Source organism: Sphingobacterium phlebotomi, from assembly GCF_008180195.1.
In the GTDB taxonomy this organism is placed as follows: domain Bacteria; phylum Bacteroidota; class Bacteroidia; order Sphingobacteriales; family Sphingobacteriaceae; genus Sphingobacterium; species Sphingobacterium phlebotomi.
This window is the reverse complement of record NZ_VTAV01000009.1, coordinates 130,300-156,198: the sequence shown is the minus strand read 5'-3', so window position 1 is coordinate 156,198 and position 25,899 is coordinate 130,300. Positions and strand designations below refer to the sequence as shown.

Below are 25,899 nucleotides of genomic sequence, written 5' to 3'. Positions count from 1 at the left end.
ACCTAATTATTGTCACAAACTTAATAATGATATCGCCGTTGTTCGGATTTGGACAAGCTTTACGTCAACTGGTTACTGTTGATTTTAAAAATACGGCGATCAAAGATGCTTTTAAGGAGCTAAACAGTTTAGCCGGATTGAAATTTGTGTACTCGCCTAAAGACTTGGATGAGAACAAAAAAGTGTCCGGAAAGTTTATCGACAAATCGACGGAAGCTGTTATCAACTTCTTGCTTTCGGGGATGGATGTTACGTATTCGGTGAAAGATAATACGGTCGTCATCCGAAAAATAACAGGGAATAAACAGCAACAGGCTTTACCGCAACGTTCCGTTAGCGGGCGGGTAGTAGATGAGAATGGACAGCCATTGGGAAACGTAACGGTAAGAACCAATACAAATTCACAACAGGCTATTACAGACAACAATGGTGATTTTAATATTGCTGTAGCAGCTAACGATAATCAACTTCATTTTAGTTTGCTTGGTTACAGCCAATCTCAGATTAGCTTGACAGGACAGACCAGTTACGCAGTACGTATGGCTAGTTCAGAACAAGGGCTAGATGAGGTGGTTGTGGTGGGCTATGGCGTACAGCGAAGAAGCGATATTACTGGTTCTATTTCGTCGGTTTCGTCGGAGCAAATCAACAAAATGCCAACGACAAGTATTAGCGAAATGTTGCGTGGAGCTGCCCCTGGCGTGCAGGTGACGATGGGAAGTGCTGCTCCGGGTGGAACATCCAATATCTTGATTAGGGGTAGAAGATCGCTTTCGGCAGGTAATGATCCGCTCTATGTTGTTGATGGTGTTCCGACAGCAAGTATTGACGACATCAATGCTAATGAAATAGAATCTATTGAAATCCTCAAAGATGCTTCTGCGCAATCAATTTATGGTGCTCGTGCCGCAAATGGCGTTATTCTCGTCACGACCAAAAGAGGGATAGTAGGGAAAACGACGGTGAATGTTAATTCCTACGGTGGTGTACAAAACTTATATAGAAACTTTGAGTTTTACGATGGAGAACAATGGGCAGCTTATCGTAAAGAGGCTTTCTATAATGCGTATGGGTATTATAATGAAGAAGAAGTTTTCAGAGGTATAATGCGGGATGTTTACCATTCCAAAAATTATGTAGACTGGGAAGATGTGATGCTCAGTCCCTCCTGGCAAAATAAAAATGATGTACTAATCCAGTCGGGGAGTGAAAAGACCAAATATGCACTTTCTTTAGGGCATTTTTACCAAGACGGGATTGTACCTTCTTCAGACTTTAAACGTTTCACGGGAAGATTGAATATTGATCAAACTTTATCAGACAAAATTACGTTGGGTTCGAACATCGCCTATACTAAATCGTATCGTACCATTGCAGATGGTACATTCAGTTCTTTTATTACCATGCCGCCCCTGGCAGAAGTGTATAAAGACGATGGCTCGTTACGGGAAGATGTAACGGAAGCTGGAGAGTCTCATTATAATCCCCTATGGAATAACCAGAATGCAGAAAATTTGCATATCACCGATCGGTTAAACTTTAATTTTTTTGGTGATTGGAAAATAGTAAAAGATTTGTCCTATCGTTTGAATACCAGTTTGAATACGAGAAAAGTACAGGAGAATTCCTACTTAGGGATTAGCCATTTTACCGGTCGGAATAATAACGGTAGAGCTACCCTAGCTGAAAGCACCTATACAGATTATTTGGTAGAAAATATTCTAAATTATACGAAAGATATGGGGTTGCATCATATTGATGGAACGGCCATGGCGAGTTTGAATGGCATTCAATGGAAACGAATCTCGAATACCGGATTCGGTTTCCCTAACGATGATCTCTCTTATCATGCACTTGCTTCTGCAGAAAGCTATGCAACGCCCGTATACGAATTTTCGGACCGAAAATTACTTTCATATTTGTTGCGCGTACGCTACAATTACGACAGCCGGTATTTGTTTAATGTAGCCATGAGGGTCGATGGTTCCTCTGTTTTTGGTGTAAATAATAAATATGGCTATTTCCCTTCTGCAGCTTTTGCTTGGCGGATAAAGCAAGAGGAATTTCTAAAAAATGTAAATTTTGTTTCTGATTTGAAACTCCGGTTAAGCTATGGTTTAGTGGGAAACCAAGCTATTAGCCCTTACACCACATTAGGTTTGGCGACTAGGTATCTAACGGAATTTGGCGAGCAGGCGGCGATTGGTTACTTGCCCAATGCCGAATTGACGAACCCCAATCTTCGATGGGAGACTTCGGCTTCGACAAACATCGGCTTAGATTTTGGTTTTTTCAATAATCGGCTTAGCGGTGCCTTGGAGCTATATGATACGCAAACAACCGATCTCTTAGTGCAACGCTCATTACCGACAACTTCCGGTTATGCTAGTCAATTGGTTAATCTGGGACAGGTACAAAATAGAGGGGTCGAGTTAGGGCTGAATGCCATTGCTATTGAAAAGCAGGATTTCACCTGGAATGTCGGAGTGAATTTTACGTTGAACAGAAATGAAATCAAAAAAATAGATGGTAGACGTGATGCGGAAGGAAACCCAGAGAATGATTTGAACAACAACTGGTTTATCGGAGAATCCATGAACGTATATTATGATTATCAGTTTGATGGTATCTGGCAATTGGATGATGAAATTGCTACTTCTCACATGCCGGCTGCTACACCGGGTAGTATTCGTGTTAGTGATATAAACGGAGATAATACTGTTTCCGTAGATGATAGAGTGATCATTCAACGCGATCCGAAATTTATCACTTCTTTTATTACGAGCTTTGACTATAAAAATTTCAATCTTTCTATGGACATTTATTATCTCACAGGAGGATATTTTTATAATTCTTACCTAGCAACTTTCGAAAATGGTGGTGATTTGACTGGAAAAAGAAATGGGCTACGCAGAAATTATTGGACGGCTAATAATCCATCAAATGAAACACCTGCTCCGAATTTCATACAACCACCTGCTTTCATGAGCTCATTGGCTTATGAAAAGGCCGATTATTTGAGATTGAGAAATATCTCCCTAGGGTATACGCTCCCCGATAATGCGGTGAAAAAGATGGGTATAGAAAACTTACGGTTATTCTCCACCATCAGTAATATATGGACATGGACGGACGTGCAGGGGTATGGACCAGAACAAAACCCGGGTGCATATCCTGAGCCCAGAACATGGCTATTCGGACTAAATTTCTCATTCTAACATAAGGAAGATGAAAAGAAACATATTTTACATGCTATCGTTCATGCTGGTTTTTACATCATGCACGAAATGGCTAGAAGAAGAAAATAGAACCAGGTATTCTGCTGATTATATTTATAGCACGGAAGGCGGCTTAAAACTTGCCGTGAACGCCCTATATACTTTGTTGCGTAATTATGGAACAGACGATGCGGCGGTATTGGCCTTAGAGAGAGCGACGGATTTGGCTGTGACCAACGGAGGAACAGGAAATTATTTTGGTGTTTATGACCCTAATAATTTGCGTTCATCTTCTTCGCAAGTGGCGTTTATGTGGCAAACGATGTATAACATTATTGGAAAGGCAAACGAAATTATATACGCGGGTGAGCAACTTCCGGATACGGATGCCTTACGTGCCACCATCGCAGAGGCAAAATGCTTTCGGGCGCATGCATATTTTATCTTATATCGAACATATGATAGAATATGGTTAAACACGACACCGACAACTTGGCAAAATGTTGATGAATCGAAAACATATAGAGCGGCGAGTTCTGCAGAAGTATTTGATTTGTTATACCAGGATCTGGACTACGCTATTGTAAATCTACCATGGCAATCCACAGAGACGGGGAGATTCAACCAAGCGACTGCGCGACATATCAAAGCAATGGCGGCGTTATGGATAAAAGACTGGGATGAAGCATTGGATCAGGTGGATGAGATCGATCGATCGGGATATTATGAATTAGTCGATTTGGATGCTGTCTTCCGCGGAGCGGATCTAAATCATAAAGAGGCATTAATGGTGCAACAGTGGAGTAGAAATCCAGGTGGAAATTTATCTACGGGTACACCTTTGGGCAATTATTTTGGGGCTTATTTCATAGCGTCCTATCGACAAGAAATCGGCGGAACAGCAGAATATGCCTGTAGTTATGAGAATTGGGGCTATACGTATGGACGTTGTCTACCAAGCCCTTATCTATTTTCTTTATATGATCAACGTAAAGATAATAGATACCATTCCTATTACATACACCAATATCAAAATACAACGGATCAACCAATCGCTTATGGTTCGGTAACTGTACAGCCGGGCGCGTATTTTCCTTTGTATAAAAACGGTGTCAAAAATAGGCTGGTTTATCCTGGTAGCACTAAGCTCGGCGATATATGGTCGCGTAATAATCCTGCCGAAACCAGAAGCTACAAAGATTTTATCTTATACCGATTAGCTGAAACTTACATAATTGGAGCGGAAGCTGCCTTGATGACCGGAGATCAGACGTTAGCGAAACGATATTTTAACAAAACTTGGCAAAGAGCGGGAAATGAGGAATTTACAGGAACATTGACGATCAAAGATATTATGGATGAACAAGCTCGTGAATTGGCATTTGAAGGACATAGTGAAAGATGGTATTTCTTAAAGAGATTAGGGGTACTGATTCAACAGGTGACAAATTATGCTGGAGATCCAGAGATAGCCAGTTCTCTCGGCGGGAGAACGAGTCTGCCTGCCAATCCACATTTTATACGATGGCCAATCCCCGAAACGGAAATCATCAATATGGGTGCGGAAAACTTTCCGCAGAATCCTGGGTATGATTAGTTGTCAACGACAGAGAAAATTGAATAGTAGTGAAAAATAAATTAAATAGAACCATGAAGAAACTAATAAAACTATTTATCCTTTTGGGGGTAACGACGATATATAACCTTAATGTATTTGCGAATAACGAAGAAACCACTTTTGATATATGTGTATACGGCGAATCCGCTTCGGGTGTTATTGCAGCTGTCCAAGCAGCACGTATGGGGAAAAATGTGGTGCTGATTTCTAAAAATGAACACGTAGGTGGTTTGGCTACATCTGGCCTTACGGCGACAGATATGAATCGGAATGATATGGTGGGCGGGCTTACCCGGGAATTTTATCAGCGCGTATATGATTATTACCTCAAGCCTGATGTGTGGAAAAACGAAAACCGGGACGACTTTTTTGTTAGAGCCATCAAAAGAACCTATCGAGGCAAGAATGACGACCGGAGAATGCAATGGGTATATGAATCCAAAGTGGCGGAACGGATTATGCTCGACATGCTTGAAGAGGCAGGTGTACAGCTCTGGACAAATGAGCGGTTAGACTTGAAAAAAGGTGTTAAAAAAAAGGGAAGAGAAATAACTGAAATCATGCTGGAAAGTGGTAAAACCGTTAGGGCTGCGATCTTTATCGATACTTCATATGAAGGTGACTTAATGGCAAAAGCAGGTGTATCTTATATAGTGGGCAGGGAATCAAATGAAACTTACAACGAAACATTTAACGGATATCGGGTGAACCATAAAAACGGAACAGATCTAGCGGATATTGATCCGTATATAGTGGCAGGAGATAAAAGTTCGGGGTTGTTGCCTTATATTGATATTGATGTGCCTGTTAAACAAGGCCAAGCAGACAAAAGAGTGCAAGCTTACTGCTACCGCGTGACGTTAACCGATGATCCGAACAATCGAGTGAAAGTACAAAAGCCGGAAAATTATAATCCATTATGGTATGAGGTCTTGATTCGGAGAATCCGTCTGAACCCGGAATTGAACCTGCAAAATATCATCACGCTAACACCCATGCCAAACCGTAAAACCGATACGAATCACTTAGACTTTTTTGGCGCGAGTTATGATTATGCAGAAGCGGACTATATCAAAAGGAAAGAAATTGAACAATTGCATAGAGATTATGCGCTGGGCATGTTGTGGTTATTAGAGCACGATCCACGTATACCAACACATATTCGGGATGAGATGAAAGATTGGGGGCTAGCCAAAGATGAATTTGAGGAGACCGGGAATTTTCCGCATCATATCTATGTTCGCGAAGCACGAAGAATGGTTGGTGAATATGTGATGATCGAAAAGAATGTGACAAAAGAAAATAGGGAAGAGGTAACGCATCCCATAGGTGTTGGTTCGTATGCGCTGGATTGTCACTTTGTGTCTAAAGTGGTTGATGAACATGGAAAACTAAGATATGAAGGTACTATTTTCCAGCCGATTACACCTTATTCTATCAGCTATTATTCCATGACTCCCAAAAAAGAAGAGTGCAGCAATTTGTTAGTGCCAGTTTGTTTATCGGCTTCCCATGTGGCTATTAGTTCGCTAAGGATGGAACCTGTTTACATGGTGCTAGGCCAATCGGCTGCGGTAGCGGCTTCTATAGCCATTGATGCGAGGCAATCCGTTCAAGATATTTCCTACGAACATCTTGAGCGGAAATTACTTGATTTGGAACAAATTATTAAACCTGGTAACACTAAACCTCATTAGTTATGAAGTATTCAATTGTAAATATGAAGCGTGCAACGCTTTCTTTATTAGGGATATTGCTGTTGTTTAGTTGTAACGACAGATATGATTATCCTATACCAACGCCCTCTTTTGAAGAAACGCCTTTGCAGGAAGTCGCAAAAGTTACTTTATCCAACGAGAATGGCGAATGGAAAATGTTTGTGGACGATGAGGAATTTTATATAAATGGCGCATGTACAAATAACTATTACGGAGATGTTGCAAATTTTGGAGGAAACGTCATCAGAACGTATGGAATCAGTGATGACTCTCGTAGAATATTGGACGAAGCTCAAGAAGCAGGTTTGTACGTGAATTTTGGGTTATATATGCGACGAGAAACAGATGGATTTGATTATGACAACGAGACAGCAGTAGCACAACAATTGGCGGAGATGAAAGAGGCGATTGACAGGTTTAAAGATCATCCTGCTTTATTATGTTGGTCTATCGGAAATGAAGCGGAGGCAAGTTATACCAATCTTAAACTATGGACGGCTGTTAACGATGTTGCCAAATATATTAAAGAAGTAGACCCTAATCACCCGACTACGGTGGCGCTGTCTAACTCGGATGTTACTAAAATCCAACATATCGCCAGCATGGCCCCCGAGATAGATATGCTATCTATAAATATGTATGCACCCTCTTTACCCAATTTGCTTACTAATATACAGGCCGCGGGCTGGCAAAAACCTTATATGGTTACAGAGTTTGGTCCGAGAGGGACATGGCAGATGAACCCAGAGCCTACGCGAATACTCGAATGGGGAGGATTGGTGGAACAAACCAGTACGGAGAAGGCAGAGATTTATCGAGCTGCGTATCAAGATCATATCATTTCAAATAAGCCCAATGGATGTATAGGTTCTTTTGTATTTGTATGGGGATATCAACGACATGGGGCCGTGTTGACCTGGTATGGACTTTATGATAAAAAGGGATATACATTCCCTGCAGCGGATGAGATGCAATACGTTTGGACTGGTACGTATCCCGCGAATAAAGCTCCTGTGATACAAGATAGGGATGCTATCGTCATGAATGAGAGCAAAGCAGAAGACAACATTAAGGTGGAGAAAAATTCGGACAATACTGCATCTGTCGTGGCTACAGACCCCGATGGGGACCCACTGACCTATGACTGGATGATTATGAAAGAGGGAACCGCCAGTGCGGATGGTAGTCTTCCTGATGGAATCTCTGGCCTCATTACCGACAATACACAACCCGAGATTTCCTTTAAAGCTCCTGCGGAAACAGGTGGGTATCGATTGATTGTTTTTGTGCGGGATGATGCGAACAAGAAAGTAGCCAGTGCGGTAATTCCTTTTTACGTCAATTAGAATAAATTATGAATGCAACACGAATAAAAATGTACATGTTCATCTTGTTACTAGTTCTGGGAGCCTGTACAAAAGATGATGAGTCACTGCAATACCCGGATGGATTCTCGGTAAACGTAGCGCAAAATGTCGAACTTCCTTATGCAGTGACATCTAAAGATGAAATTGTGTTTGATATCACCATCAGTTCGAAAGCTGATGTCGCTATCCAACAGGCGGTGTTACGTCTCGATGACGCCGAATTACAGACGGTGTCGGCTTCCGCCAACGAGATTCGTTTACAATATACGTATAGCGTAACAGCAAAGGATGTGGGCAAGAGTCTAATATTCCTATTGACAGTATCGGATTCGGAGGGCAAATCGGTGGACAAAGATTTTACCATTTATGTGCAATCTGCACCAGCCGATATAACTGTCACGATTCCTGAAGAGGCGCCGAGCGAGGTTATGGATGATGGAGCAGTTGACTTTATCATGTCCGTTGTATCTGAAAATGATATTAGTTATATTAAAACCTTCTTAGATCAGGTAGAGATAGTAGCCCTAACGAAGGAGGCATTTGATAATCCAAAAGAAGATGATTATCATTTTGAATACCACCCAACGGTAGTGGATGCGGATAGAACGTTAACGTTTACCATTGAGATCATGGATGTACTGGGCAACCTCCATAGACAGACGTATGATTTATTCGTCGAGCGATCACAGGAAGCAGACTTCAATGCTTTTAACGATGTTAACATCGGTGCACAACGGAGTGCCGGTCCTGGACCGTTTTTTAATGCGACTACCGGTGAAGTATATGTCACAGCGGGAGCGGCGGTAAAATCCGCTAGTATAGATTTGATTGCTTTTTTTAGTGGGTCTACTACGGCATTTAATATTACTTCCCCAACATTTACCAATACGATTAATATCATTTATAACCCAGCGGCTATCGGAGAAGATGCCATGGAAAATTGGGCAGTACGTAATGAGACATTGATTAAAAAAATAACACTTACACGTGAAGAATTTGATTTGTTGGTTTCGGCAGCCGAAATAGAAGCTTTATATACTGAATCGAGTGTGATAGAGAGCGAAACTTCTGGAGGTTTGGCTAATAATAATGTTATGGTGTTTAAAACGGTAGCTGGAAAATATGGTGTGTTATTTGTGAAATCGAGGTCTGCCAATGCCAATACAGGTTACTTAACCGTAGATATCAAAGTTCAGAAATAAAATGAAAAATTTTAAGACATTACTACTGTTATTATTTGCTGTTCCCCTGTTTGTTTTCGGGGAAGCAAGAGATAAAATCGAGGTAGACCTCTGTATCTATGGAGGTTCTTCTGCGGGTGTTATGGCAGCGTATACGGCTATTAAGGCAGGTAAGACAGCCGTTATTATCGAACCGGGTGGAAGGGTAGGTGGGTTAAGCTCCGGTGGTTTGGGAATGACAGATATCGGGAATAAATACGTAGTCACGGGTTTAGCTTTGGACTTTTATCGTAAGCTGGGAGTTTATTATGGAAATCTGGAGAATTGGACTTTCGAACCAAAAGTTGCTTTGTCTGTTTTTGAGCAGTACATGAAAGACGCGAATATTGATGTGGTATACAATAAGCAATTGTTGGATGTAAAGAAAGCCGGGCGCCATATCCAGGAAATCATAGTGTCTAATCTGGACGAGCAAAACAGCCCAAAACTAACAGTGAAAGCCAAGATGTTTATGGATTGCACGTATGAGGGAGATCTGTTGGCGATGGCTGGGGTTAGTTATCATGTGGGACGGGAGGACAACAGTGTGTATAACGAAACCTTGAATGGTGTGCAATTGATGAAAGGACATCAGTTTCCGGACGGAGTAGATCCCTATAAAGTAAAAGGTGACGCAGCGAGTGGCCTTTTGTGGGGGATCCATGACGAAGTACTAAAGTCGAATGGCACGGGCGATAAAAAAGTGCAGGCATATAATTACCGTATCGCGTTAACTAATGCCCCGGACAACCGGATACCGATTACGAAACCGGACAATTATGATCCGAAGCGATATGAATTATTGGTTAGACAGAAGGAAATACAGCCTTGGAAAGATCTCCGGGATGTTTTTATCTGGAGTTTGATGCCGAATAACAAAACGGATATCAACAACCGTAATGGTATGTCGACGGATATGATCGGTGCCAATTGGGATTATCCCGAAGCGGATTACCATACACGAAAAAAGATCATCAAGCAACATGAGGATTATACCAAGGGATTGTTGTATTTCGTTGGAAACGACCCTGTCGTTCCCGAGTTCATCCGAAAAGAAATGCAAGAATGGGGATATCCGAAGGATGAATATACGGAAAACAACCATTGGTCGCCCCAACTCTATATCCGCGAAGCGAGGAGAATGGTAAGTGATGTGGTCATGACACAGCATCATTGCCAGGGTAGGGAAGTTGTTACAGATGATATCGGATACGCTGCGTATACAATGGATTCGCATAACTGTGATAGATTGGTCGTTAACGGTATGGTTAAAAATGAAGGTAACGTTGAAGTAGGTGGGTTCCCGCCATTTGCGATTTCCTATCAGTCCATTGTTCCGAAAAAAACAGAGGTAAATAATCTTTTAGTACCTGTTTGCCTTTCTGCATCCCATATCGCCTTTGGTTCCATCCGAATGGAACCTGTATTTATGGTGCTTGCCCAATCGGCAGCTGTGGCGGCAGGTCTGGCAATAGATAAGGGCATAGCTATTCAGGATGTGGATGTGGCAGATATCAAAAAGATTTTAAAAGAAAATCCAAAAGCAGATCATCGGCAGCCGGATGTCCTAGTCCAGGTGGCGGATGAGGAAAGCGTAGAGGTGGTTGGCGAATGGGAAATCATACCCTTAAAGGGCTATGGAAAGCATTATTTAAAAAATAGTTTGGCTACTGATCATGAATTTGTTAAGTTTAACCTCGATACAAAGGCATCTGCAGGAAAATATAAAGCTTATTATTATTACCCCAGGACGGCAGAAGATGTGGAGCTGGTTAAGATGGAAGTGTTTGACGGACGGGAAACAAAACCAGTGTCATTGAATCTAAAAGAGGTAGAAATTGTAGGGCAGACAACGAGTACTTGGGTGGAGATAGGAGCATTTGATTTCCGTTTTGAGGGAAAACCGTATGTGAAAGTATTTTCAAATAAATCTGATGGTACGGTTCGTGCGAATGCTATTTTATTAGTACCGGTAGAATAACTAATTAATAAACATAAATGGAATATTTAAACGGCGTTAATGCCCTTACCCTAGTGTTTGTCGCACTATTATTATTTGCAATCGCATATCGATTTTACGGCATTTTTATGGCGAATAAAGTGTTACGCCTTAATGCGGAGAATGTCACACCGGCTGTGGAATTTGCCGATGGCAAAGATTATGTGGCTACCAACAAAAATGTTCTTTTCGGACACCATTTTGCGGCTATTGCAGCAGCGGGTCCGTTAGTAGGACCTGTGTTAGCGGCCCAATTCGGCTATCTTCCCGGAACGCTGTGGATTTTGATCGGCTGTGTGCTTGGGGGAGGAGTACACGATATGGTGGTCCTTTTTGCTTCCGTAAGACACAAAGGGGAAAGCTTGGCTACGATAGCGGGTAAGGAAATTGGCAAAGGTACCGGTTTAATAACAGGTTTTGCGGTGCTGTTTATTTTAATTCTGACCTTGGCTGGGTTATCGTTGGCCTGCATCAGTGCGATGCACGAAGCTTCTTGGTCTTTATTCACCGTTATTGCCACGATGCCGATTGCGGTTCTCATGGGGTTAATTATGCGCTATCGGAAAAATAGCGTTACGCTAGCGAGTATTATTGGCGGGATATTATTGATTGCCAGTATTATCGGCGGACACGAGTTAATGCAGATTGCTGCTATTAGTAACCTGTTTCATTGGCGGGTAGAAACCATATCGATTGCTATTACCGTATATGGTTTTTTAGCATCGGTTCTTCCAGTATGGTTGCTCTTAGTCCCTCGGGATTATTTATCAACCTATTTAAAGATTGGTACCATTCTGATGCTGGCCATAGGAATTATTTTCGTGCAACCTACCATCGAAATGCCAGCCATTACATCGTTTATCCACGGTGGTGGACCGGTAATCGGAGGGCCTGTTTTACCATTTATCTTTATTGTGATTGCTTGTGGTGCAATTTCTGGTTTTCATGCAGTAATCGCGACAGGAACAACACCTAAAATGTTGACCAATGAGAAAGAAATTCTTTTCGTAGGTTACGGTGCCATGCTCGTGGAGGGGTTTGTGGCATTAATGGCATTGATTGCGGCTTGTACATTAGTTCCGGGAGATTACTTTGCCATCAACACCCCAAAAGAAATGTATGAATCCTTTATTGCTGCTCATCCGCATTTGCAACCCGTAGACTTAGCACATTTCAGTGAGAAAATAGGAGTGGACTTGCAGGGGAGAACGGGAGGAGCGGTTTCATTGGCTGTGGGTATGGCGCATATTTTTAATAAAATACCGTTTATGGACGATGTGATGGCGTATTGGTACAATTTTGCTATCATGTTTGAGGCTGTTTTTATTTTAACAGCAATAGATGCAGGTACGCGAGTAGGACGATTCTTTTTGCAGGAAATGTTGGGTACGGTAATGCCTAAGTTCAATGACAAAAACTGGATGCCAGGTATTATTATCTGCAGTTTGATCTTTACATTTTCATGGGGATATTTGGTTTATACGGGAAACGTAAGCAGTATATGGCCGTTATTCGGTATAAGTAACCAGTTGCTGGCGGCTTGTGGGCTTATCGTCTGTACGACTATGCTGATCCGTATTAACAGAGGAAAGTACGCGCTTTGTGCTGCAATACCGGGCGTATTTATGGCCATCATCACGTTCTGGGCGGGTTATGAACAGGTTCGCTATATCTATTTGCCACAAGGACAATACCTATTGGCGTCATTGGCCTTGTTAGCCATGGTTTTGATGCTGGTTGTCTTTATCAATACATTTAAAAGATGGCATCGTCTAACCAAAATGGAAGCCAATAAGGTGGATAGATATGGTGATACCGTCAAGGAGTTGGTCGAACGGTAGGTGATCAATTGCGAGAAAGTATCAAACGAAAAAAATAAACAAAAATACTAATATTATTAGTATTTTTGTTTATGGATTTGAAGGAAGAAGAATATTTCAAAGGGAGGGGGGCACAGCTAAATCCCAACAATAAATTTTTTGGACATAGCTACGTGCAGGAATATATAGAGGGATTGGATGAACCTTTCTTATCATCTGATTCCACGAAGATTATCGCAACATATCCGAAAGCTATTCTTTCCAAAGTAAACAGCCCTGATTTAGGATTTTATCAATCGTTAAATCCCTATCAAGGATGTGAGCATGGCTGTATTTATTGCTATGCCCGTAACTCGCATGAGTATTGGGGATACAGCGCAGGATTGGACTTTGAACGAAAGATCTTGGTGAAATATAATGCGGTGGAATTGTTGGAAAAGGCATTTGATAAGAAAAGCTATGTTCCAGAGCCCGTCTTTATGTCGGGAAATACGGACTGCTATCAGCCAATCGAACGAAAATTAAGGATTACGCGGCAGCTTCTAGCAACCTTTTTAGCGTACAAGCATCCTGTTTCCATCATCAGTAAGAATGTGCTTATGCTCCGCGATCTAGATATATTAGCAGCTCTTGCTGAACGAGGATTAGTAAGCGTATCCGTCACAATCAACAGCCTGCGGGAAGAAGTGAGAAGGAAGATGGAACCACGAACGGCGACTGCGGGAGCGCGGCTAAAGTTGATGGAGAAACTGGCGGAGAAGAATATTCCTGTTTCGTTGATGATCGCTCCGATCGTTCCAGGAATAAATAGCGACGAGATGCCTGCATTGGTAAAACGCGCGGCTGACGTAGGAGCTAAGTGGGCCAGTTATACGATTGTACGCCTAAACGGGGCGATAGCGAATATTTTTAGAGATTGGGTTTATAAGAATTATCCGGACGGAGCGGAAAAGATTATACATGGTATAGAAGCTTGCCACGGAGGTAAACTCAATGACAGCCAATGGGGAAGAAGGATTCGTGGAGATGGCGAAACAGCAGAGGGCATACGCCAACTATTCAAGATAGCAGTCAAAAAATATATGGGCCAACAAGCTTATCCGGCTTTGCGTACTGATTTATTTGAAAGACCGAATCGCGATGCACAATTGCGGTTGTTTTGATATGAAATAGAGACACGGACTGCGTCTCTATTTCATATTACTGTTGAATCGGTTCTGGTGTTTCCTCCTCAAATAAAGGTAACTCCTTGATAATATTATACCACGATATAATCTTTTTCATATCAGAAGCATATACTCTTGATTCGTCATGGCCTGGGGCTACTTCGCGGAAAAATTCACGTAAACCTCGTCCATCTTTAATATCGGGTGTATCACCATCTTTTTCTTTGATGGCTTCGAATACATCAATTAAACGTATTTCGTCCTCCTCCCCATAAATCGTGATATCTTCTAGGGTAGCCATTTTAGTAGTGGATAGGTTGACCGTGGATTTGATTTTTTTATCATCCAATGTTTCCAATATAAATCCACTTTTACTCTGTCCAATCAATTTAAAAAGGCCGGGTTTTCCGGTAACTGATACTAAAGCTCTTAAATTCATGTCTTTTTAGGTATTACTCTTCAATAACTTCAATTCCCAAGATGCGGTCTCCTTGACGGATATCATCCACGACATCTACATTCTCGATAACTTTGCCGAAGCAAGTATGGTTTCTATCTAAATGGGCTGTATTGTTACGGCTGTGGCAGATGAAAAATTGCGAACCGCCCGTATTTCTCCCAGCATGTGCCATAGATAATACGCCTCTATCATGATATTGGTTCTCACCGGTTAATTCACAGTCGATTTTGTAACCCGGGCCTCCTGTACCCGGCATGCCGGTTGCTCCCTCACGTGTGTTGGGGCATCCTCCCTGGATAACAAAATCAGGAATGACGCGATGGAACGCTAGGCCGTCGTAGTAACCAGATTTTGCCAATTTAATAAAGTTGGCTACCGTATTTGGAGCGTCTTCCGTGTAAAATTGCACGGTCATATCGCCTTTTTCTGTCTTGATAATCGCTTTACTCATTGTTTTGATATTTATATAGAATTGCAAAGATAAAGTTTATCTACGAAATGCACGGTGCGAATCGGTTAAGAATTGTTAATCCGTTTTGTATTAGCAGGTTTGTTTTTACTAAAAAAAATAGTATCTTTAAAGTGCCGTTATATACTTGTTGTCATGGAAAAACTAATCATTCGGGAATGGTCAGAAGCTGATCGCCCACGCGAAAAACTATTGGAACAAGGTCGAAGAGCCTTGACAGATGCAGAACTGATGGCCATCCTTATCGGCTCCGGTTCAAGAAAAGAGACTGCCGTAGAGCTATGCCGACGGATATTATCCGATGCGCAAAATAATTTAAATAATATCTCCAGATTGGAAGTACCTGACTTATGCCGCTATCGCGGGATCGGTGAAGCAAAGGCCATAAGCATCATTGCCGCTTTGGAATTGGGTCGTCGACGAAAAGAGACGACGCCTGAGATCGTTCCGGTCTTGAACAGCAGTAAGAAAGTCTATGATTATTTTAGAGCGTATATACAGGATTTGTCACATGAGGAGTTTTGGGTACTTTATCTGAATACGGGTTGCAAAATATTAGATAAGAAAATAATCGGCCGCGGAGGCAATGAGGCAACTCCCGTGGATGTCCGGGTTATTTTACGGTTTGCATTACAGGTGCAGGCAAACTCTCTTATTCTGATTCATAACCACCCGTCAGGCACATTGCGCGCCAGCAACGCAGATAAAATCATCACGAAAAGAATAGCTGCAGCTGCGGAGCTAATGGAGATCAGGGTGAACGACCATATAATCTTCACGGATACTTCTTATTTCAGCTTCCGCGATGAGGGGTTATTGTAAAGTATATTGTGCTAAAAGAGGCCGAACATTTCGGCTTCGATTTTTTGGATAATATGTCCTAAATCTTCAGGCTTATTAGCGAAGTCGAGGTTGTCCTTGTCTAAAACCAATAGCTTGCCGTCGTTATAATTGCCTATCCACTTTTCATATTTTTCATTGAGTTTGGATAGGTAATCTAAACGGATAGCTGATTCGTAATCGCGTCCTCTTTTTTGAATATTGCTGACTAGTGTTGGCACAGAAGCACGGAGATAAATCAACAAGTCAGGCGCTTTGATATAATGAACAATACTTTGGAAAATGTTGCTATAGTTCTCAAAGTCGCGTGCGCTCATAAGCCCCATATCATATAAGTTTTCGGCGAAAATATAAGCATCCTCGTAAATTGTCCGGTCTTGAACCATATTAATGCCGCGGCTCTGTAAATCCACGATATGTCTAAAACGACTATTTAAAAAGAATATTTGCAGGTTAAATGCCCATCGCTTCATGTCACTATAAAAATCCTCTAAATAGGGATTGTCTTCCACAGCTTCAAATTGCGCGTCAAAATTAAGATGACGCGCGATCAATTCTGTTAAGGTTGTTTTGCCTGCTCCGATATTTCCTACAATTGCTATGTGCATGTTGAATTAATATAATTTCTTGATTCCAATGATTTCACGTACTTCCTTGATGGTTTTACGCGCACTTTCGCTTGCCTTCTCGGCACCCATGCGGATGACTTTTTTGACATATTCGTCATCGTTTGAAATTTCCTGAATGCGTGAACGAACGGGTTCAGTAGCCAAGACCATATCTTCGGCAAGCTGTTTTTTGAAATCACCGTAACGGATTTCACATCTGTTGTACAAATCTTCGAAATGTTGCAAGGTATCAGGCATAGAGACAACCTTCATCAAATCAAATAGGTTCTGTATGGGTTCCGGCTTTGTTTGATTCATTTCTGTGGGACCAGCGTCAGATACTGCACGCATCACCTTTTTACGGATAACCTCGGGTGAATCGCTTAAATAGACGCAGCTCGCCTCGCCATTAGATTTACCCATTTTTCCGTTGCCGTCTAACCCCGGAATTTTAACCAATTTATCACTATAAGAAAAAGCAAAAGCCTCCTTAAAATATTCTACGTTGTATAATCTGTTAAAACGGTTGCCGAATGTACGCGTCATTTCCAAATGCTGTTCCTGATCTTTTCCAACGGGAACTTTCGTGCCGTGATGAATTAAGATATCACATGCCATCAGTACCGGATAAGTTAGGAGTCCGGCATTTACGTTGTCCGGATTGGCGCGAACTTTATCTTTGAATGCGGTGGCTCTTTCCAACTCGCCCAAATAGGCGTTCATGTTCATGTATAGGTAGAGTTCTGCTACCTCAGGGACATCCGATTGTACATATATAGTCGACTCTTCGGGATCAATACCCGCTGCTAAATATTCCACTACAACTTCTCTTACGGTACGGTTTAGATGCTCCGGAGTAGGATGGGTAGTCAATGAATGTAAGTCCGCTATGAAGAAGAAGCAGTTGTATTCGTGCTGCATTTTGACGAAATTGCTCAACGCTCCATAGTAGTTGCCCAAATGTAACTTACCGGTACTTCTGATACCGCTAACAACAGTTTCTTTCATGTCGCGAATTTACGGATTAATTGCTAATTAAAAGCAAGCTCCTTATATTAGTTTCGTAAATGAAGATTATGTGGGTAAAACGATTTTCAATAGGAACATTCATCTTAATATACGCGATAAACGCAGCATTGGCCCAAACGAAAAGTTGGACATTTGACGATGAATTGTGTACGTATAAAGGCTATTACGACAGCAAAAAATATACGGAGAAACAGCTTGTCGATACGTACAGCCTTTTTCGAACCAGTCATTATGTTCCGGATAATGAAACGGTAGAGGAACTGCATGCGCGATTTGATAGCACAATACATCATGTGGAAAATTTGGAGATTGTCCAAACATCCTATTTTCAGCATTTAAAAAAGGACGTTTTACGTTATCTGCAAGAGACGGCGGCTTTAAAGAAGGTTCAAAAGAGAGCAAAAGAAGAACCAGAATCGTTAATTGCAGCTGTGAGAGAAGGTACGCAAGCGAGGAAATATGCAGAGGCACTTTATAAGGGAGGAGATGATTTGCTGGAAGCCTACGAACATGTAATAAAAGAGCAGATGAAAAATAATAGTACGCCGGACTATCTATGGCATAACTATGAAACTACGATGAAACATGCTGATAGGTTAGATCGTGCTTTCGACTACGTCTTGGTATATGGGTGGTGGAATAGTGCGAATCATTTGGTCCATCATATCAATTATGACGGTACACAAATAGAAAAATTTCAAAAACTGTTTATTAAAGTAGAGACCTTAGATTGCGATGAACCCTGATGTATGTTTTTGTATGCTATAATTTTTTCGCTTCGTTCCAATATACATCCATTTCCTCCAACGTCATTTCTTTAAGGTTCTGCCCGTGTTCGGCTGCCCGTTTTTCTAGGTGGCTGAATCGCTGTATAAATTTTTTATTGGTACGTTCTAAGGCATTTTCGGGGTTGATACCCAAATGCCGGGCGTAATTGATTAAAGAAAACAGCAAATCGCCAAATTCTGCTTCGGCCCTCTCCTGGTTGACGGGAGCTTCGCCCGTGAGATTAAATTCGTTTTTAAATTCCGCCAGCTCTTCCTCTACTTTTTTCCAAACTTCGGTTTTGTCGTCCCAATCGAAGCCTACACCACGTACCTTTTCTTGGATGCGGTATGCTTTTACCAGTGCGGGCAGCCCTTTCGGTACCCCAGACAGAACCGATTTATTTCCTTCTTTTAATTTAATGGATTCCCAGTTGGTTTTTACATCTTCCTCGTTATCCACTTGTGTATCCGCGTAAATATGGGGATGTCGCACCACCAGCTTTTCACAAATAGCATTTAACACTTCTACGATATTAAATTGCTGTTGTTCATCGGCAATCTTGGCGTAGAAAAGAAGATGCAACATGACATCGCCAAGCTCTTTTTTTATCTCGTTATAATCTTTTTCAAGAATCGCATCTGTAAGCTCATATAGCTCCTCGATAGTGAGATGTCTCAACGATTCCATGGTCTGTTTTCGATCCCATGGACAAGCTACACGGAGGGTGTCCAAGATCGTGATTAATCTTTCGAATGCTTTTCCAGGAGTGTATTGAGGTTCGGGTACAGGGTATGCCATAATTGCTTTTGTGACCTAGTTTAAAAAAGATGTTCAAAGCTAGCCAAAAAAATACGAAAACAGAACTGCCCCTTAGCGTGTTATCTTATTAAATAAAACAAACGTTAGATGTTATGGAGACAAAGCACAATTATGAAACGACGGATGTAGCTTTAGCTAAATTGAAAGAAATGGGATATGCTATAGATTTTAATGTAGAATTTGAGGAAATCCTACGAGATGCCGAAAATTATCAAATAGATCATCTCTATCGCTATGAAGGCGCATCCAATCCAGATGATGAATCCACCGTGTACGGAATTTCGAATATCAATAGTGGTAAAAAAGGTGTATTTGTGGCTGGAAATCTTTCTTTGATAGAAGGAAAAAAGCGCGATATTATATTAGGGTTGGAAATGAAGTATAAAAATAGTGTTTCTTCATAAATTATGTTATTTTAGGGAATGCAGTTAATTCCCTATTTAAAAACCACATTCGGTTTGACAGATGAGCTGTTAGAGCACGTTGCGCGGGTGGCTGTAACCAAAACCTATGCAAAAAAAAATATCATGTTAGATCCAGAGCACTATTCGCGGAGTGTTTTCTTTATCGAGCAAGGATTTGTTCGGATGTTTTATTATAAATCGGGTAAGGATATTACCCATTATTTTTTTTCAGAACAAACTTTTGCAGCAGGTACAGAAAGTGTGTTCTATCACAGGAAATCGATGTATGGTATGGAAACACTGGAACCTTCGATTATTACCATAGTGCCTTTCGATGCAATCGAGAAACTTGCATCCCATTCCATACCTATGAATAGACTTATACAAACCATATTGTTACAAGCCTTGATTGGATTTTCTACCCGATTACAGAGCCTGCAATTTGAGACTGCACATGAACGTTATCAAAAATTAATGGAGCAGCATCCGGATATCCTCCTGCGTGCACCACTCGGCGATATCGCTTCTTATTTAGGAATCTCTCAACAGACACTTAGTGTAATTAGGTCACAACGTTAATCGCTTTTTAAGATATCTTAAAAAAAGCAAGCCATATAAATCAGATATTTGTTTTGCAATAAATGAAATAAGTTATGGAAAAAAAATGGGGATGGATCTTTATCCTGTTTAGTTTTATTTTTCAGCAAACAGGACGAGCACAATCCATTATAGATCCAAAGGTAAAAGAAATTATACAGCAATCTTTTCAGACCAATAAAGATTTGCGACTCAAAAACTACGAAGTAGATAAAGCGAATCTGGAAGTGGAGGGGGTAAAAGCGAATAAGCTGCCCCATGTCTCGGCAACGGGTTTGTATGGTTTCATGTACAACAACGGAAGTCTTGATATCCCGACGTTAAATCTGCCCGTCTTAAATCTAGGGCTATTTGAAGGAGCTACGGACTTCAACCTCCGATCACAGGCTGCGTATGCCGGTGTGTCCGTAAGGCAGGTTATTTTTTCGGGATTGCAGATTCCCAATGGCGAACGGGCACTCCAGGAAAAAGCTCGTGCACAAGGTTATTTGGCCGAAGCGGGGAAAGAAGGAATGGCAAAAGAAATTGCGGTCACGTTCGATCAACTTATGTTGTTGAATCAGGTGGATAAACTGATTGTAGATTCCGAGCGGCGATTGAAAAAGGAGCAAGAGAAAGTGAACAAGGCCATCGAGAATGGCTTGGCTATTCCCTATGATCGCGATAAGCTCAAACTCGCCCTATTAGAATTGGAGGAAAAGAAGGTCGAGTTAGCCGGTAACCGTGCGTTGTTAGTCAAAAAAATACAACAGGAAACAGATTTGTCTACATCAGCAGTCGAAGAGGTGCTCTACAACCTCTCTCCAATCTATTTATCGGATGTACCAACCGGAGTAGAGGAACGGTCTGAATTAAAAGCATTGGATGCGTCATCCAAAGCATATGAATATTTGTATAAGAAAGAAAAAGGAGCTTCGCTACCTACCGCATTTGCTTTTGGCTCGGCAAGCTATTTGAATCTGCATAATACGAATCTAACAATTAAAGACAGACCTGTAGTAGGTGATATCGAGCTTTCTACCAATCATTTAAAAGGTAGACCTAACTTTATGATTGGTGTAGGGCTGAGATGGGATATCTTTAATGGCGGGGAGCACCGAAATAAAGTAAAGCAAGTACAACTAGATCAGATCATCAACGAAACGAAACTGCTTGACGCAACGGAAAAACTAAATTTATTACTGGATAAAAACAAGGTGAGCTATACCAATACAAATCAGAAATTGAAAGTTGGTGACCAACAGATCAAAGTTGCCGAAAATAATTTGCAGATGGCTTCAAAGCAGTACGAAGCTGGTTTGATCGACGTGACGGAACTGTTGGCGACTGAAAATGAATGGTATAAAGTCAATCTCAATTTTTATAGCCATGTTTTGCAGCAACGTGCTGTGGCATTGGAGCTATTACATACATCAGGAAAACTATTACAAACCATATACGAATAGAAATGAAGAAGTTATACCTTGTACCCTTGGCATTCTTATTTTTTGCTTGCAAAAATGAAGTTCGGGAAAAGCCGTTGGAGGGAAAAGTAGAACGTGAACAAATAACGATTGTAACGAAAGTTCCTGGAAAGATGGCAGAGCTACGGATCCAAGAAGGAGATTTCGTGCATGCTGGAGATACATTGGCGATATTGGATATTCCGGAGGTGGACGCAAAAGCAGAACAAGCGAAAGGTGCCTTGCAATCTGCCGAAGCACAATATAACATGGCAACAAAAGGTGCTACAAGTGGGCAACTGGTCCAATTGCAAGCTAAAGTAGATGGATTAAAAGAGCAATATGAATTTGCAGAGAAATCCATCAACCGGCTGAAAAATCTGTTGAGTGACAGTCTGGTGTCGCAGCAACAATATGATGAAACGTATGCTAAATATCAAGGAGCTAAAAATCAATATCTTGCGGCTCAAGCTGAAATACAAGAGGCTAGGAACGGAGCTCGTTACGAGCAACAAGTCATGGCGCTAGGTCAGAAGGAACGTGCTTTGGGAGCTGTCGCCGAGGTTAAAGTAGCCGCACAGGAAAAATACCTCATCGCTCCGCAGGATATGAGCGTAGAAACCATTAATTTAACTGTTGGGGAACTAGCGACTGCAGGGTATGCCATTATCAATGGTTACATCAACAACTCCACTTATTTCCGATTTACGGTGCCCGAAAATAGAGTGGGTAAATTAAATAGGGGAAGTGAGGTTATCCTGCATATTCCTTATTTGGATAACAAGGAAATTAAAGGAAGGATAGTAGCGATGAAAGCCCTGAGCTCGTATGCGAATATTTCCACCGCTTATCCCGACTATGATAACCAATTGACCGTATTTGAGGTCAAAGTGATGCCTCAAGATCATGCCGATGTGAGCGATTTGTTGACTAAAACGTTAGTCGTTCTTCAAATACAATAGATAAGGATTAGAACGTGAAAAATTTTATAGGACTCATTCAGCGCGAATTTAAGCTCTTTTTCAATAATAGCGTACTGATGATGCTCTTTATTGGGGCACCAATTCTGTACGGTGTATTGATAGGACATGTGTACCAACAGGGGAAAGTAACAGAAATGCCCATTATTGTTGTCGATGAAGACAATAGTCCATTAAGCACAACTTTTGTCGATATGATGAACGATAATGAAAGCATCAAGGTCGTTCGTATGCTGCCCACTCTGTTTGATTCAAAAGAGATGGCTATTGAACAAGATGCCACGGTTATCGTGCATATCCCTAAAGGTTTTGCTGCAGGTGTTCAGCAAAAACGGGTTCCTGAAGTGACTATTTTTGTGGATGGTTCGAATACATTGACTTCCAATACAGCTGCCATGGCGGTAAATGTTTGTGCGATGACGCTAAAAGCGGGCGTACAAATAGAGACGCAGATGAAGCAAGGAGTCCCCGCAAAAATTGCCGCCGAACAATACGAACCTTTTAAAACGACAATGGTTAGGCAGAATATCCGAAGCGGCAACTACCTATATTTCATGCTACCCGGTGTATTGATTATTGTATTACAACAAGTACTCCTTTTGGGGCTAGCGTTATCCTTTTCCTCTGAATTTGAAAGCGGCACCTTCGCGGAATTAGCCCAGAAAATGCGGAATCCCGTAGGACTTATTTTCGTAAAGATTATTCCATATCTCCTGATGTCGGTTGGTATTCTGGCTTTATATTGGGGATTTGGACGATGGTATGAGATGCCACTACATGCTGACTTTTGGTGGTTTGTGTTGTGTACTTTTGTGTTCATGCTAGCGGTGTGTTTTATCGGTGTGTTGGTGAGCATCGTTTTACCGTCACAGTTGAAAGCAACGGAAATATTGATGGTTATCGCGACGCCGGCGTTTATTTTAAGTGGTTTCACTTGGCCATCTAGTTTGATGCCTAGGTGGGTACAGCTTATTGCTGACGTCATTCCGTCTACACACTACTTACGCATTTTTAGGATCATGTTTATCCAGCACGGAGAAAATTACCATACCTATAGCGGTTTGATAGCGATGGCCATTATTGCTGTGGTGTGTTTTATTATTGCCACAGTGGTATTGGCCGTGAAGATACGGAAAGTGGCTATATCCCCATCTCCTTTAAAATAAATTGCGCATTATCGATTTTGTCGGCTATCCATAATACGTACCGGATATCCACGCCAATGGAGCGACTGTAATCTTCACTCCAGGCAAAATCGTTTATGGTCGCGTCATAAGCACGGTCAAAGTTGACCCCAATTAATTCGCCATGTGCATTCATAATCGGTGAGCCCGAGTTACCACCGGTGGTATCCATGTTATAAAGGATATTTATTGGAACATCATTAAGGTCTTTCTTTATGTAGGCGCCGAAGTTTTTTTCCAACCAAGCTGTTTTTATACTTTCGGGGTATTCATATTCGGGCAATCCTGAATTCCCTTTTTCTATCAGTCCTTTTATTGTTGTAAAAGGGCTCATATAAGTTGCATCGGCTGGACTATATCCTTTAACGTTTCCGAACGTAAGACGCAGGGTTGAGTTTGCATCTGGAATAAAGTTTTTGGCTTGATATTGCTCTTTAACGGCAACATAATCTCCCATAAGTCGATTCAAAACACCTTCACGTCGCTTCTGCTCTGCATTGAATACCTCCCGTTCATCATCCAGTTCTTTTAAAATCGACAACAGATCGTCGTTGTAATTCTTCAACGATTGTATATCTTTTAGTATTGTATCGTAGAGCGTTTCCTGACTGTTAAGTTTGGATTTTTCTAAGACGGCGACGATATAATCTCCCGCTTCCTCTTTACTGATGAAGTTTTTCTTGGTGAAGTATGCTAGTTGGTTGGGTCCATCCAATTGATAGGCATCTTCAAACATCCGACGGCCGATATTTTTGTCGACGGTGAGATGGTAACTCCCGTATATGTTATCCAAATATTCCTTTACTTGATTGATATTAAGTACAAATACCTCTTCTTGCGCTTTAAGTCCGTTTTGCTTCAGGATAGCTTCTTTAAAGTCATTTATCGTATTTGCTATACGAAGCAATGATATACTGCTATAGATATTATTGAACCAAAGTTCTTTTGATGCTATGTCAAAAACAGCCTGATAGTGTTTGTCAATGTCGGTCATCAATGTACCGTATTGGGCTTTTAATTCTGGTTTGCTCTCGATAAATCGTGCTAGGGCTTCATCCTCCTGACGTTTATCTCCCACTAAATCGAGATTTTGAAGACCTTTCAGTTTACCGCGATAGTTTTTCATGACGTTCGCGTTTCGCTTGACGCGGGTTGCGAGTGCCAACTCTGTTTTTGGGTCATCTTTTCCTGCGGCAAACATCTGTTGATTTTGAAAATCATAAAGTTCCGACGTATAAGGCAATAAATATTTTTCTTGATACTCCATATATGGAGCCGGGCGGTGCCGAAATGTTCTGCCGGGGTATCCTAAGATGAAAACAAAGTCATTTTCGTTGACACCTTTTGGATTTACTTTAAGATGTTTTTTAGGTTGATAAGGTACATTCTCTTTCGCATATTTCGCTGATGATCCGTCCGGTGCTACGTAAGCCCGTAGAAAAGAAAAGTCTCCTGTATGCCTTGGCCAAACCCAATTGTCGGTTTCGCCTCCAAATTCGCCAATATCTTGTCTGGGAACGTAAACCAAGCGCACATCCTCGATTGTTTTATAACGGAAGAGCACATAGCTTTTGCCGATGAACATTTCGGACACTTCCGCCTTAATGGTAGGATCTTCCGTTTCGGCTCTGTTGGCAATTTCTGATCGTTTTTTGCTGATGCGGTTGATCCGTTCTACCGGATCGCTAATGGAAGTTACCGCATTCAGGACTTCTTCTGATACATCTTCGTAAGATTCTGTAATACGAATGGTTAACCCTTGTGCTTCAATCTCTTGTTCGTAGGCGTGGGCAACAAATCCATTTTTTAAGTAGTTAAATTCCGGTGAACTTGCAAGCTGCACCGCGCTAAATGCACAATGGTGGTTCGTAATGATAAGACCGTTAGGGGAGACAAAAGAACCTGAACAACCGCTTACCTGCACCAGTGCGTCTACCAAGCCAATTTGCCCCGGGTTATAAATGTCTTTCTCCGCTACTTTTAATCCCGCCTTTTTTAATCCTGCACGGCTAAGCTCGCTGAGCGGAAACATTCCTTCGTCCGGAATGGATGCAGAAAAGTTAAATACGCTGGCACCCAATAAAAGAACACATAACAGACTGCTCTTTGCTTTTATATTCATCATGCACTTCTTTTTTCGTGTTGCTCAAAGTTAAGAAACATTTCCAATTAT

Annotated in this window: 21 protein-coding genes; 15 read left to right on the top strand and 6 right to left on the bottom strand. The window is 41.5% G+C overall.

The genetic code is table 11. From position 1 onward, the window contains the following. The first annotated feature begins 26 nt into the window (after nt 1-26). From FXV77_RS13605 to FXV77_RS13570, 8 genes are all read left to right on the top strand, one after another. Nucleotides 27-3,218 (top strand): TonB-dependent receptor, encoded by a 3,192-nt coding sequence (locus FXV77_RS13605; RefSeq protein WP_222867797.1) that lies wholly within the window; start codon nt 27-29, stop codon nt 3,216-3,218. A gap of 10 nt (nt 3,219-3,228) precedes the next feature. Then, a complete protein-coding gene (locus FXV77_RS13600) occupies nt 3,229-4,815 on the top strand; it encodes a RagB/SusD family nutrient uptake outer membrane protein (protein ID WP_148919779.1) in 1,587 nt (528 codons plus the stop codon). 53 nt (nt 4,816-4,868) lie between these two features. Next, nucleotides 4,869-6,533 carry an FAD-dependent oxidoreductase gene (locus tag FXV77_RS13595; protein ID WP_148919778.1) on the top strand — a complete coding sequence of 555 codons (1,665 nt, stop codon included), beginning with the start codon at nt 4,869-4,871 and terminating at the stop codon, nt 6,531-6,533. Nucleotides 6,534-6,535: 2 nt separating this feature from the next. Next, nucleotides 6,536-7,900, top strand: a complete 1,365-nt coding sequence (locus FXV77_RS13590; protein WP_222867796.1) for a glycoside hydrolase family 2 TIM barrel-domain containing protein — start codon at nt 6,536-6,538, stop codon at nt 7,898-7,900. Nucleotides 7,901-7,908: 8 nt separating this feature from the next. Then, a complete protein-coding gene (locus FXV77_RS13585) occupies nt 7,909-9,123 on the top strand; it encodes a hypothetical protein (RefSeq protein WP_148919777.1) in 1,215 nt (404 codons plus the stop codon). Between the two features lies 1 nt (nt 9,124). Further along, nucleotides 9,125-11,122 carry an FAD-dependent oxidoreductase gene (locus FXV77_RS13580; protein ID WP_148919776.1) on the top strand — a complete coding sequence of 666 codons (1,998 nt, stop codon included), beginning with the start codon at nt 9,125-9,127 and terminating at the stop codon, nt 11,120-11,122. A gap of 17 nt (nt 11,123-11,139) precedes the next feature. Then, on the top strand, nt 11,140-12,981 hold the full coding sequence (locus FXV77_RS13575; RefSeq protein ID WP_148919775.1) for a carbon starvation CstA family protein: 1,842 nt from the start codon (nt 11,140-11,142) through the stop codon (nt 12,979-12,981). Nucleotides 12,982-13,052: 71 nt separating this feature from the next. Further along, the gene (locus FXV77_RS13570; protein WP_187444129.1) at nt 13,053-14,123 is read left to right on the top strand and encodes a PA0069 family radical SAM protein; all 1,071 of its coding nucleotides are present in this window, start codon (nt 13,053-13,055) and stop codon (nt 14,121-14,123) included. Nucleotides 14,124-14,160: 37 nt separating this feature from the next. Here FXV77_RS13570 and FXV77_RS13565 read toward each other — a convergent pair whose 3' ends face one another. Continuing rightward, a complete protein-coding gene (locus FXV77_RS13565) occupies nt 14,161-14,565 on the bottom strand; it encodes a DUF5606 family protein (protein ID WP_148919773.1) in 405 nt (134 codons plus the stop codon). A gap of 13 nt (nt 14,566-14,578) precedes the next feature. Continuing rightward, a complete protein-coding gene (locus FXV77_RS13560) occupies nt 14,579-15,037 on the bottom strand; it encodes a peptidylprolyl isomerase (RefSeq protein WP_148919772.1) in 459 nt (152 codons plus the stop codon). 153 nt (nt 15,038-15,190) lie between these two features. Here FXV77_RS13560 and radC point away from each other — a divergent pair, with 153 nt between their 5' ends. Next, nucleotides 15,191-15,877, top strand: a complete 687-nt coding sequence (gene radC, locus FXV77_RS13555) for a RadC family protein (RefSeq protein ID WP_148919771.1) — start codon at nt 15,191-15,193, stop codon at nt 15,875-15,877. An 11-nt stretch (nt 15,878-15,888) separates the two neighbouring features. Here the strand turns inward: radC and FXV77_RS13550 are convergent, their stop codons facing one another. Together FXV77_RS13550 and trpS are read right to left on the bottom strand one after the other, a co-directional pair. Next, nucleotides 15,889-16,503, bottom strand: a complete 615-nt coding sequence (locus FXV77_RS13550; protein ID WP_148919770.1) for a deoxynucleoside kinase — start codon at nt 16,501-16,503, stop codon at nt 15,889-15,891. A 6-nt stretch (nt 16,504-16,509) separates the two neighbouring features. After that, a complete protein-coding gene (trpS, locus tag FXV77_RS13545) occupies nt 16,510-17,511 on the bottom strand; it encodes a tryptophan--tRNA ligase (protein ID WP_148919769.1) in 1,002 nt (333 codons plus the stop codon). Between the two features lie 59 nt (nt 17,512-17,570). Between trpS and FXV77_RS13540 the strand changes: the two genes are divergently transcribed. Further along, nucleotides 17,571-18,278: a hypothetical protein gene (locus FXV77_RS13540; protein ID WP_148919768.1), complete on the top strand. Its 708-nt coding sequence runs from the start codon at nt 17,571-17,573 to the stop codon at nt 18,276-18,278. A gap of 16 nt (nt 18,279-18,294) precedes the next feature. Here FXV77_RS13540 and mazG read toward each other — a convergent pair whose 3' ends face one another. Further along, nucleotides 18,295-19,098 carry a nucleoside triphosphate pyrophosphohydrolase gene (gene mazG / locus FXV77_RS13535; RefSeq protein ID WP_148919767.1) on the bottom strand — a complete coding sequence of 268 codons (804 nt, stop codon included), beginning with the start codon at nt 19,096-19,098 and terminating at the stop codon, nt 18,295-18,297. 113 nt (nt 19,099-19,211) lie between these two features. Here mazG and FXV77_RS13530 point away from each other — a divergent pair, with 113 nt between their 5' ends. The 5 genes from FXV77_RS13530 (at nt 19,212) to FXV77_RS13510 (ending at nt 23,708) form a co-directional block, all read left to right on the top strand. Further along, nucleotides 19,212-19,523, top strand: coding sequence for a hypothetical protein (locus tag FXV77_RS13530; RefSeq protein ID WP_148919766.1), 312 nt, complete (start codon nt 19,212-19,214; stop codon nt 19,521-19,523). A gap of 18 nt (nt 19,524-19,541) precedes the next feature. Beyond that, nucleotides 19,542-20,102 carry a Crp/Fnr family transcriptional regulator gene (locus FXV77_RS13525; protein WP_148919765.1) on the top strand — a complete coding sequence of 187 codons (561 nt, stop codon included), beginning with the start codon at nt 19,542-19,544 and terminating at the stop codon, nt 20,100-20,102. Nucleotides 20,103-20,176: 74 nt separating this feature from the next. Next, a complete protein-coding gene (locus FXV77_RS13520) occupies nt 20,177-21,565 on the top strand; it encodes a TolC family protein (protein WP_148919764.1) in 1,389 nt (462 codons plus the stop codon). A gap of 2 nt (nt 21,566-21,567) precedes the next feature. Then, entirely contained in the window at nt 21,568-22,524 is a 957-nt protein-coding gene (locus FXV77_RS13515; RefSeq protein ID WP_148919763.1) for an HlyD family secretion protein, read from the top strand. A 14-nt stretch (nt 22,525-22,538) separates the two neighbouring features. Further along, nucleotides 22,539-23,708 carry an ABC transporter permease gene (locus tag FXV77_RS13510; protein ID WP_246162465.1) on the top strand — a complete coding sequence of 390 codons (1,170 nt, stop codon included), beginning with the start codon at nt 22,539-22,541 and terminating at the stop codon, nt 23,706-23,708. Here FXV77_RS13510 and FXV77_RS13505 read toward each other — a convergent pair. Beyond that, nucleotides 23,683-25,848 carry a S46 family peptidase gene (locus FXV77_RS13505; protein ID WP_394344147.1) on the bottom strand — a complete coding sequence of 722 codons (2,166 nt, stop codon included), beginning with the start codon at nt 25,846-25,848 and terminating at the stop codon, nt 23,683-23,685. The genes FXV77_RS13510 and FXV77_RS13505 overlap by 26 nt on opposite strands. Nucleotides 25,849-25,899 lie beyond the last annotated feature (51 nt).

Bases quoted from the DNA above. Each gene is read 5' to 3' on its own strand.
- FXV77_RS13550 (WP_148919770.1), bottom strand. From the start codon at position 16,503: ATGCACATAGCAATTGTAGGAAATATCGGAGCAGGCAAAACAACCTTA.
- FXV77_RS13515 (WP_148919763.1), top strand. From the start codon at position 21,568: ATGAAGAAGTTATACCTTGTACCCTTGGCATTCTTATTTTTTGCTTGC.
- FXV77_RS13580 (WP_148919776.1), top strand. From the start codon at position 9,125: ATGAAAAATTTTAAGACATTACTACTGTTATTATTTGCTGTTCCCCTG.
- FXV77_RS13560 (WP_148919772.1), bottom strand. From the start codon at position 15,037: ATGAGTAAAGCGATTATCAAGACAGAAAAAGGCGATATGACCGTGCAA.
- radC (WP_148919771.1), top strand. From the start codon at position 15,191: ATGGAAAAACTAATCATTCGGGAATGGTCAGAAGCTGATCGCCCACGC.
- FXV77_RS13520 (WP_148919764.1), top strand. From the start codon at position 20,177: ATGGAAAAAAAATGGGGATGGATCTTTATCCTGTTTAGTTTTATTTTT.
- FXV77_RS13575 (WP_148919775.1), top strand. From the start codon at position 11,140: ATGGAATATTTAAACGGCGTTAATGCCCTTACCCTAGTGTTTGTCGCA.
- FXV77_RS13505 (WP_394344147.1), bottom strand. From the start codon at position 25,848: ATGAATATAAAAGCAAAGAGCAGTCTGTTATGTGTTCTTTTATTGGGT.
- FXV77_RS13585 (WP_148919777.1), top strand. From the start codon at position 7,909: ATGAATGCAACACGAATAAAAATGTACATGTTCATCTTGTTACTAGTT.
- FXV77_RS13530 (WP_148919766.1), top strand. From the start codon at position 19,212: ATGGAGACAAAGCACAATTATGAAACGACGGATGTAGCTTTAGCTAAA.
- FXV77_RS13600 (WP_148919779.1), top strand. From the start codon at position 3,229: ATGAAAAGAAACATATTTTACATGCTATCGTTCATGCTGGTTTTTACA.
- FXV77_RS13565 (WP_148919773.1), bottom strand. From the start codon at position 14,565: ATGAATTTAAGAGCTTTAGTATCAGTTACCGGAAAACCCGGCCTTTTT.
- FXV77_RS13595 (WP_148919778.1), top strand. From the start codon at position 4,869: ATGAAGAAACTAATAAAACTATTTATCCTTTTGGGGGTAACGACGATA.
- FXV77_RS13540 (WP_148919768.1), top strand. From the start codon at position 17,571: ATGAAGATTATGTGGGTAAAACGATTTTCAATAGGAACATTCATCTTA.
- mazG (WP_148919767.1), bottom strand. From the start codon at position 19,098: ATGGCATACCCTGTACCCGAACCTCAATACACTCCTGGAAAAGCATTC.
- FXV77_RS13525 (WP_148919765.1), top strand. From the start codon at position 19,542: ATGCAGTTAATTCCCTATTTAAAAACCACATTCGGTTTGACAGATGAG.
- FXV77_RS13570 (WP_187444129.1), top strand. From the start codon at position 13,053: ATGGATTTGAAGGAAGAAGAATATTTCAAAGGGAGGGGGGCACAGCTA.
- FXV77_RS13605 (WP_222867797.1), top strand. From the start codon at position 27: ATGATATCGCCGTTGTTCGGATTTGGACAAGCTTTACGTCAACTGGTT.
- trpS (WP_148919769.1), bottom strand. From the start codon at position 17,511: ATGAAAGAAACTGTTGTTAGCGGTATCAGAAGTACCGGTAAGTTACAT.
- FXV77_RS13590 (WP_222867796.1), top strand. From the start codon at position 6,536: ATGAAGTATTCAATTGTAAATATGAAGCGTGCAACGCTTTCTTTATTA.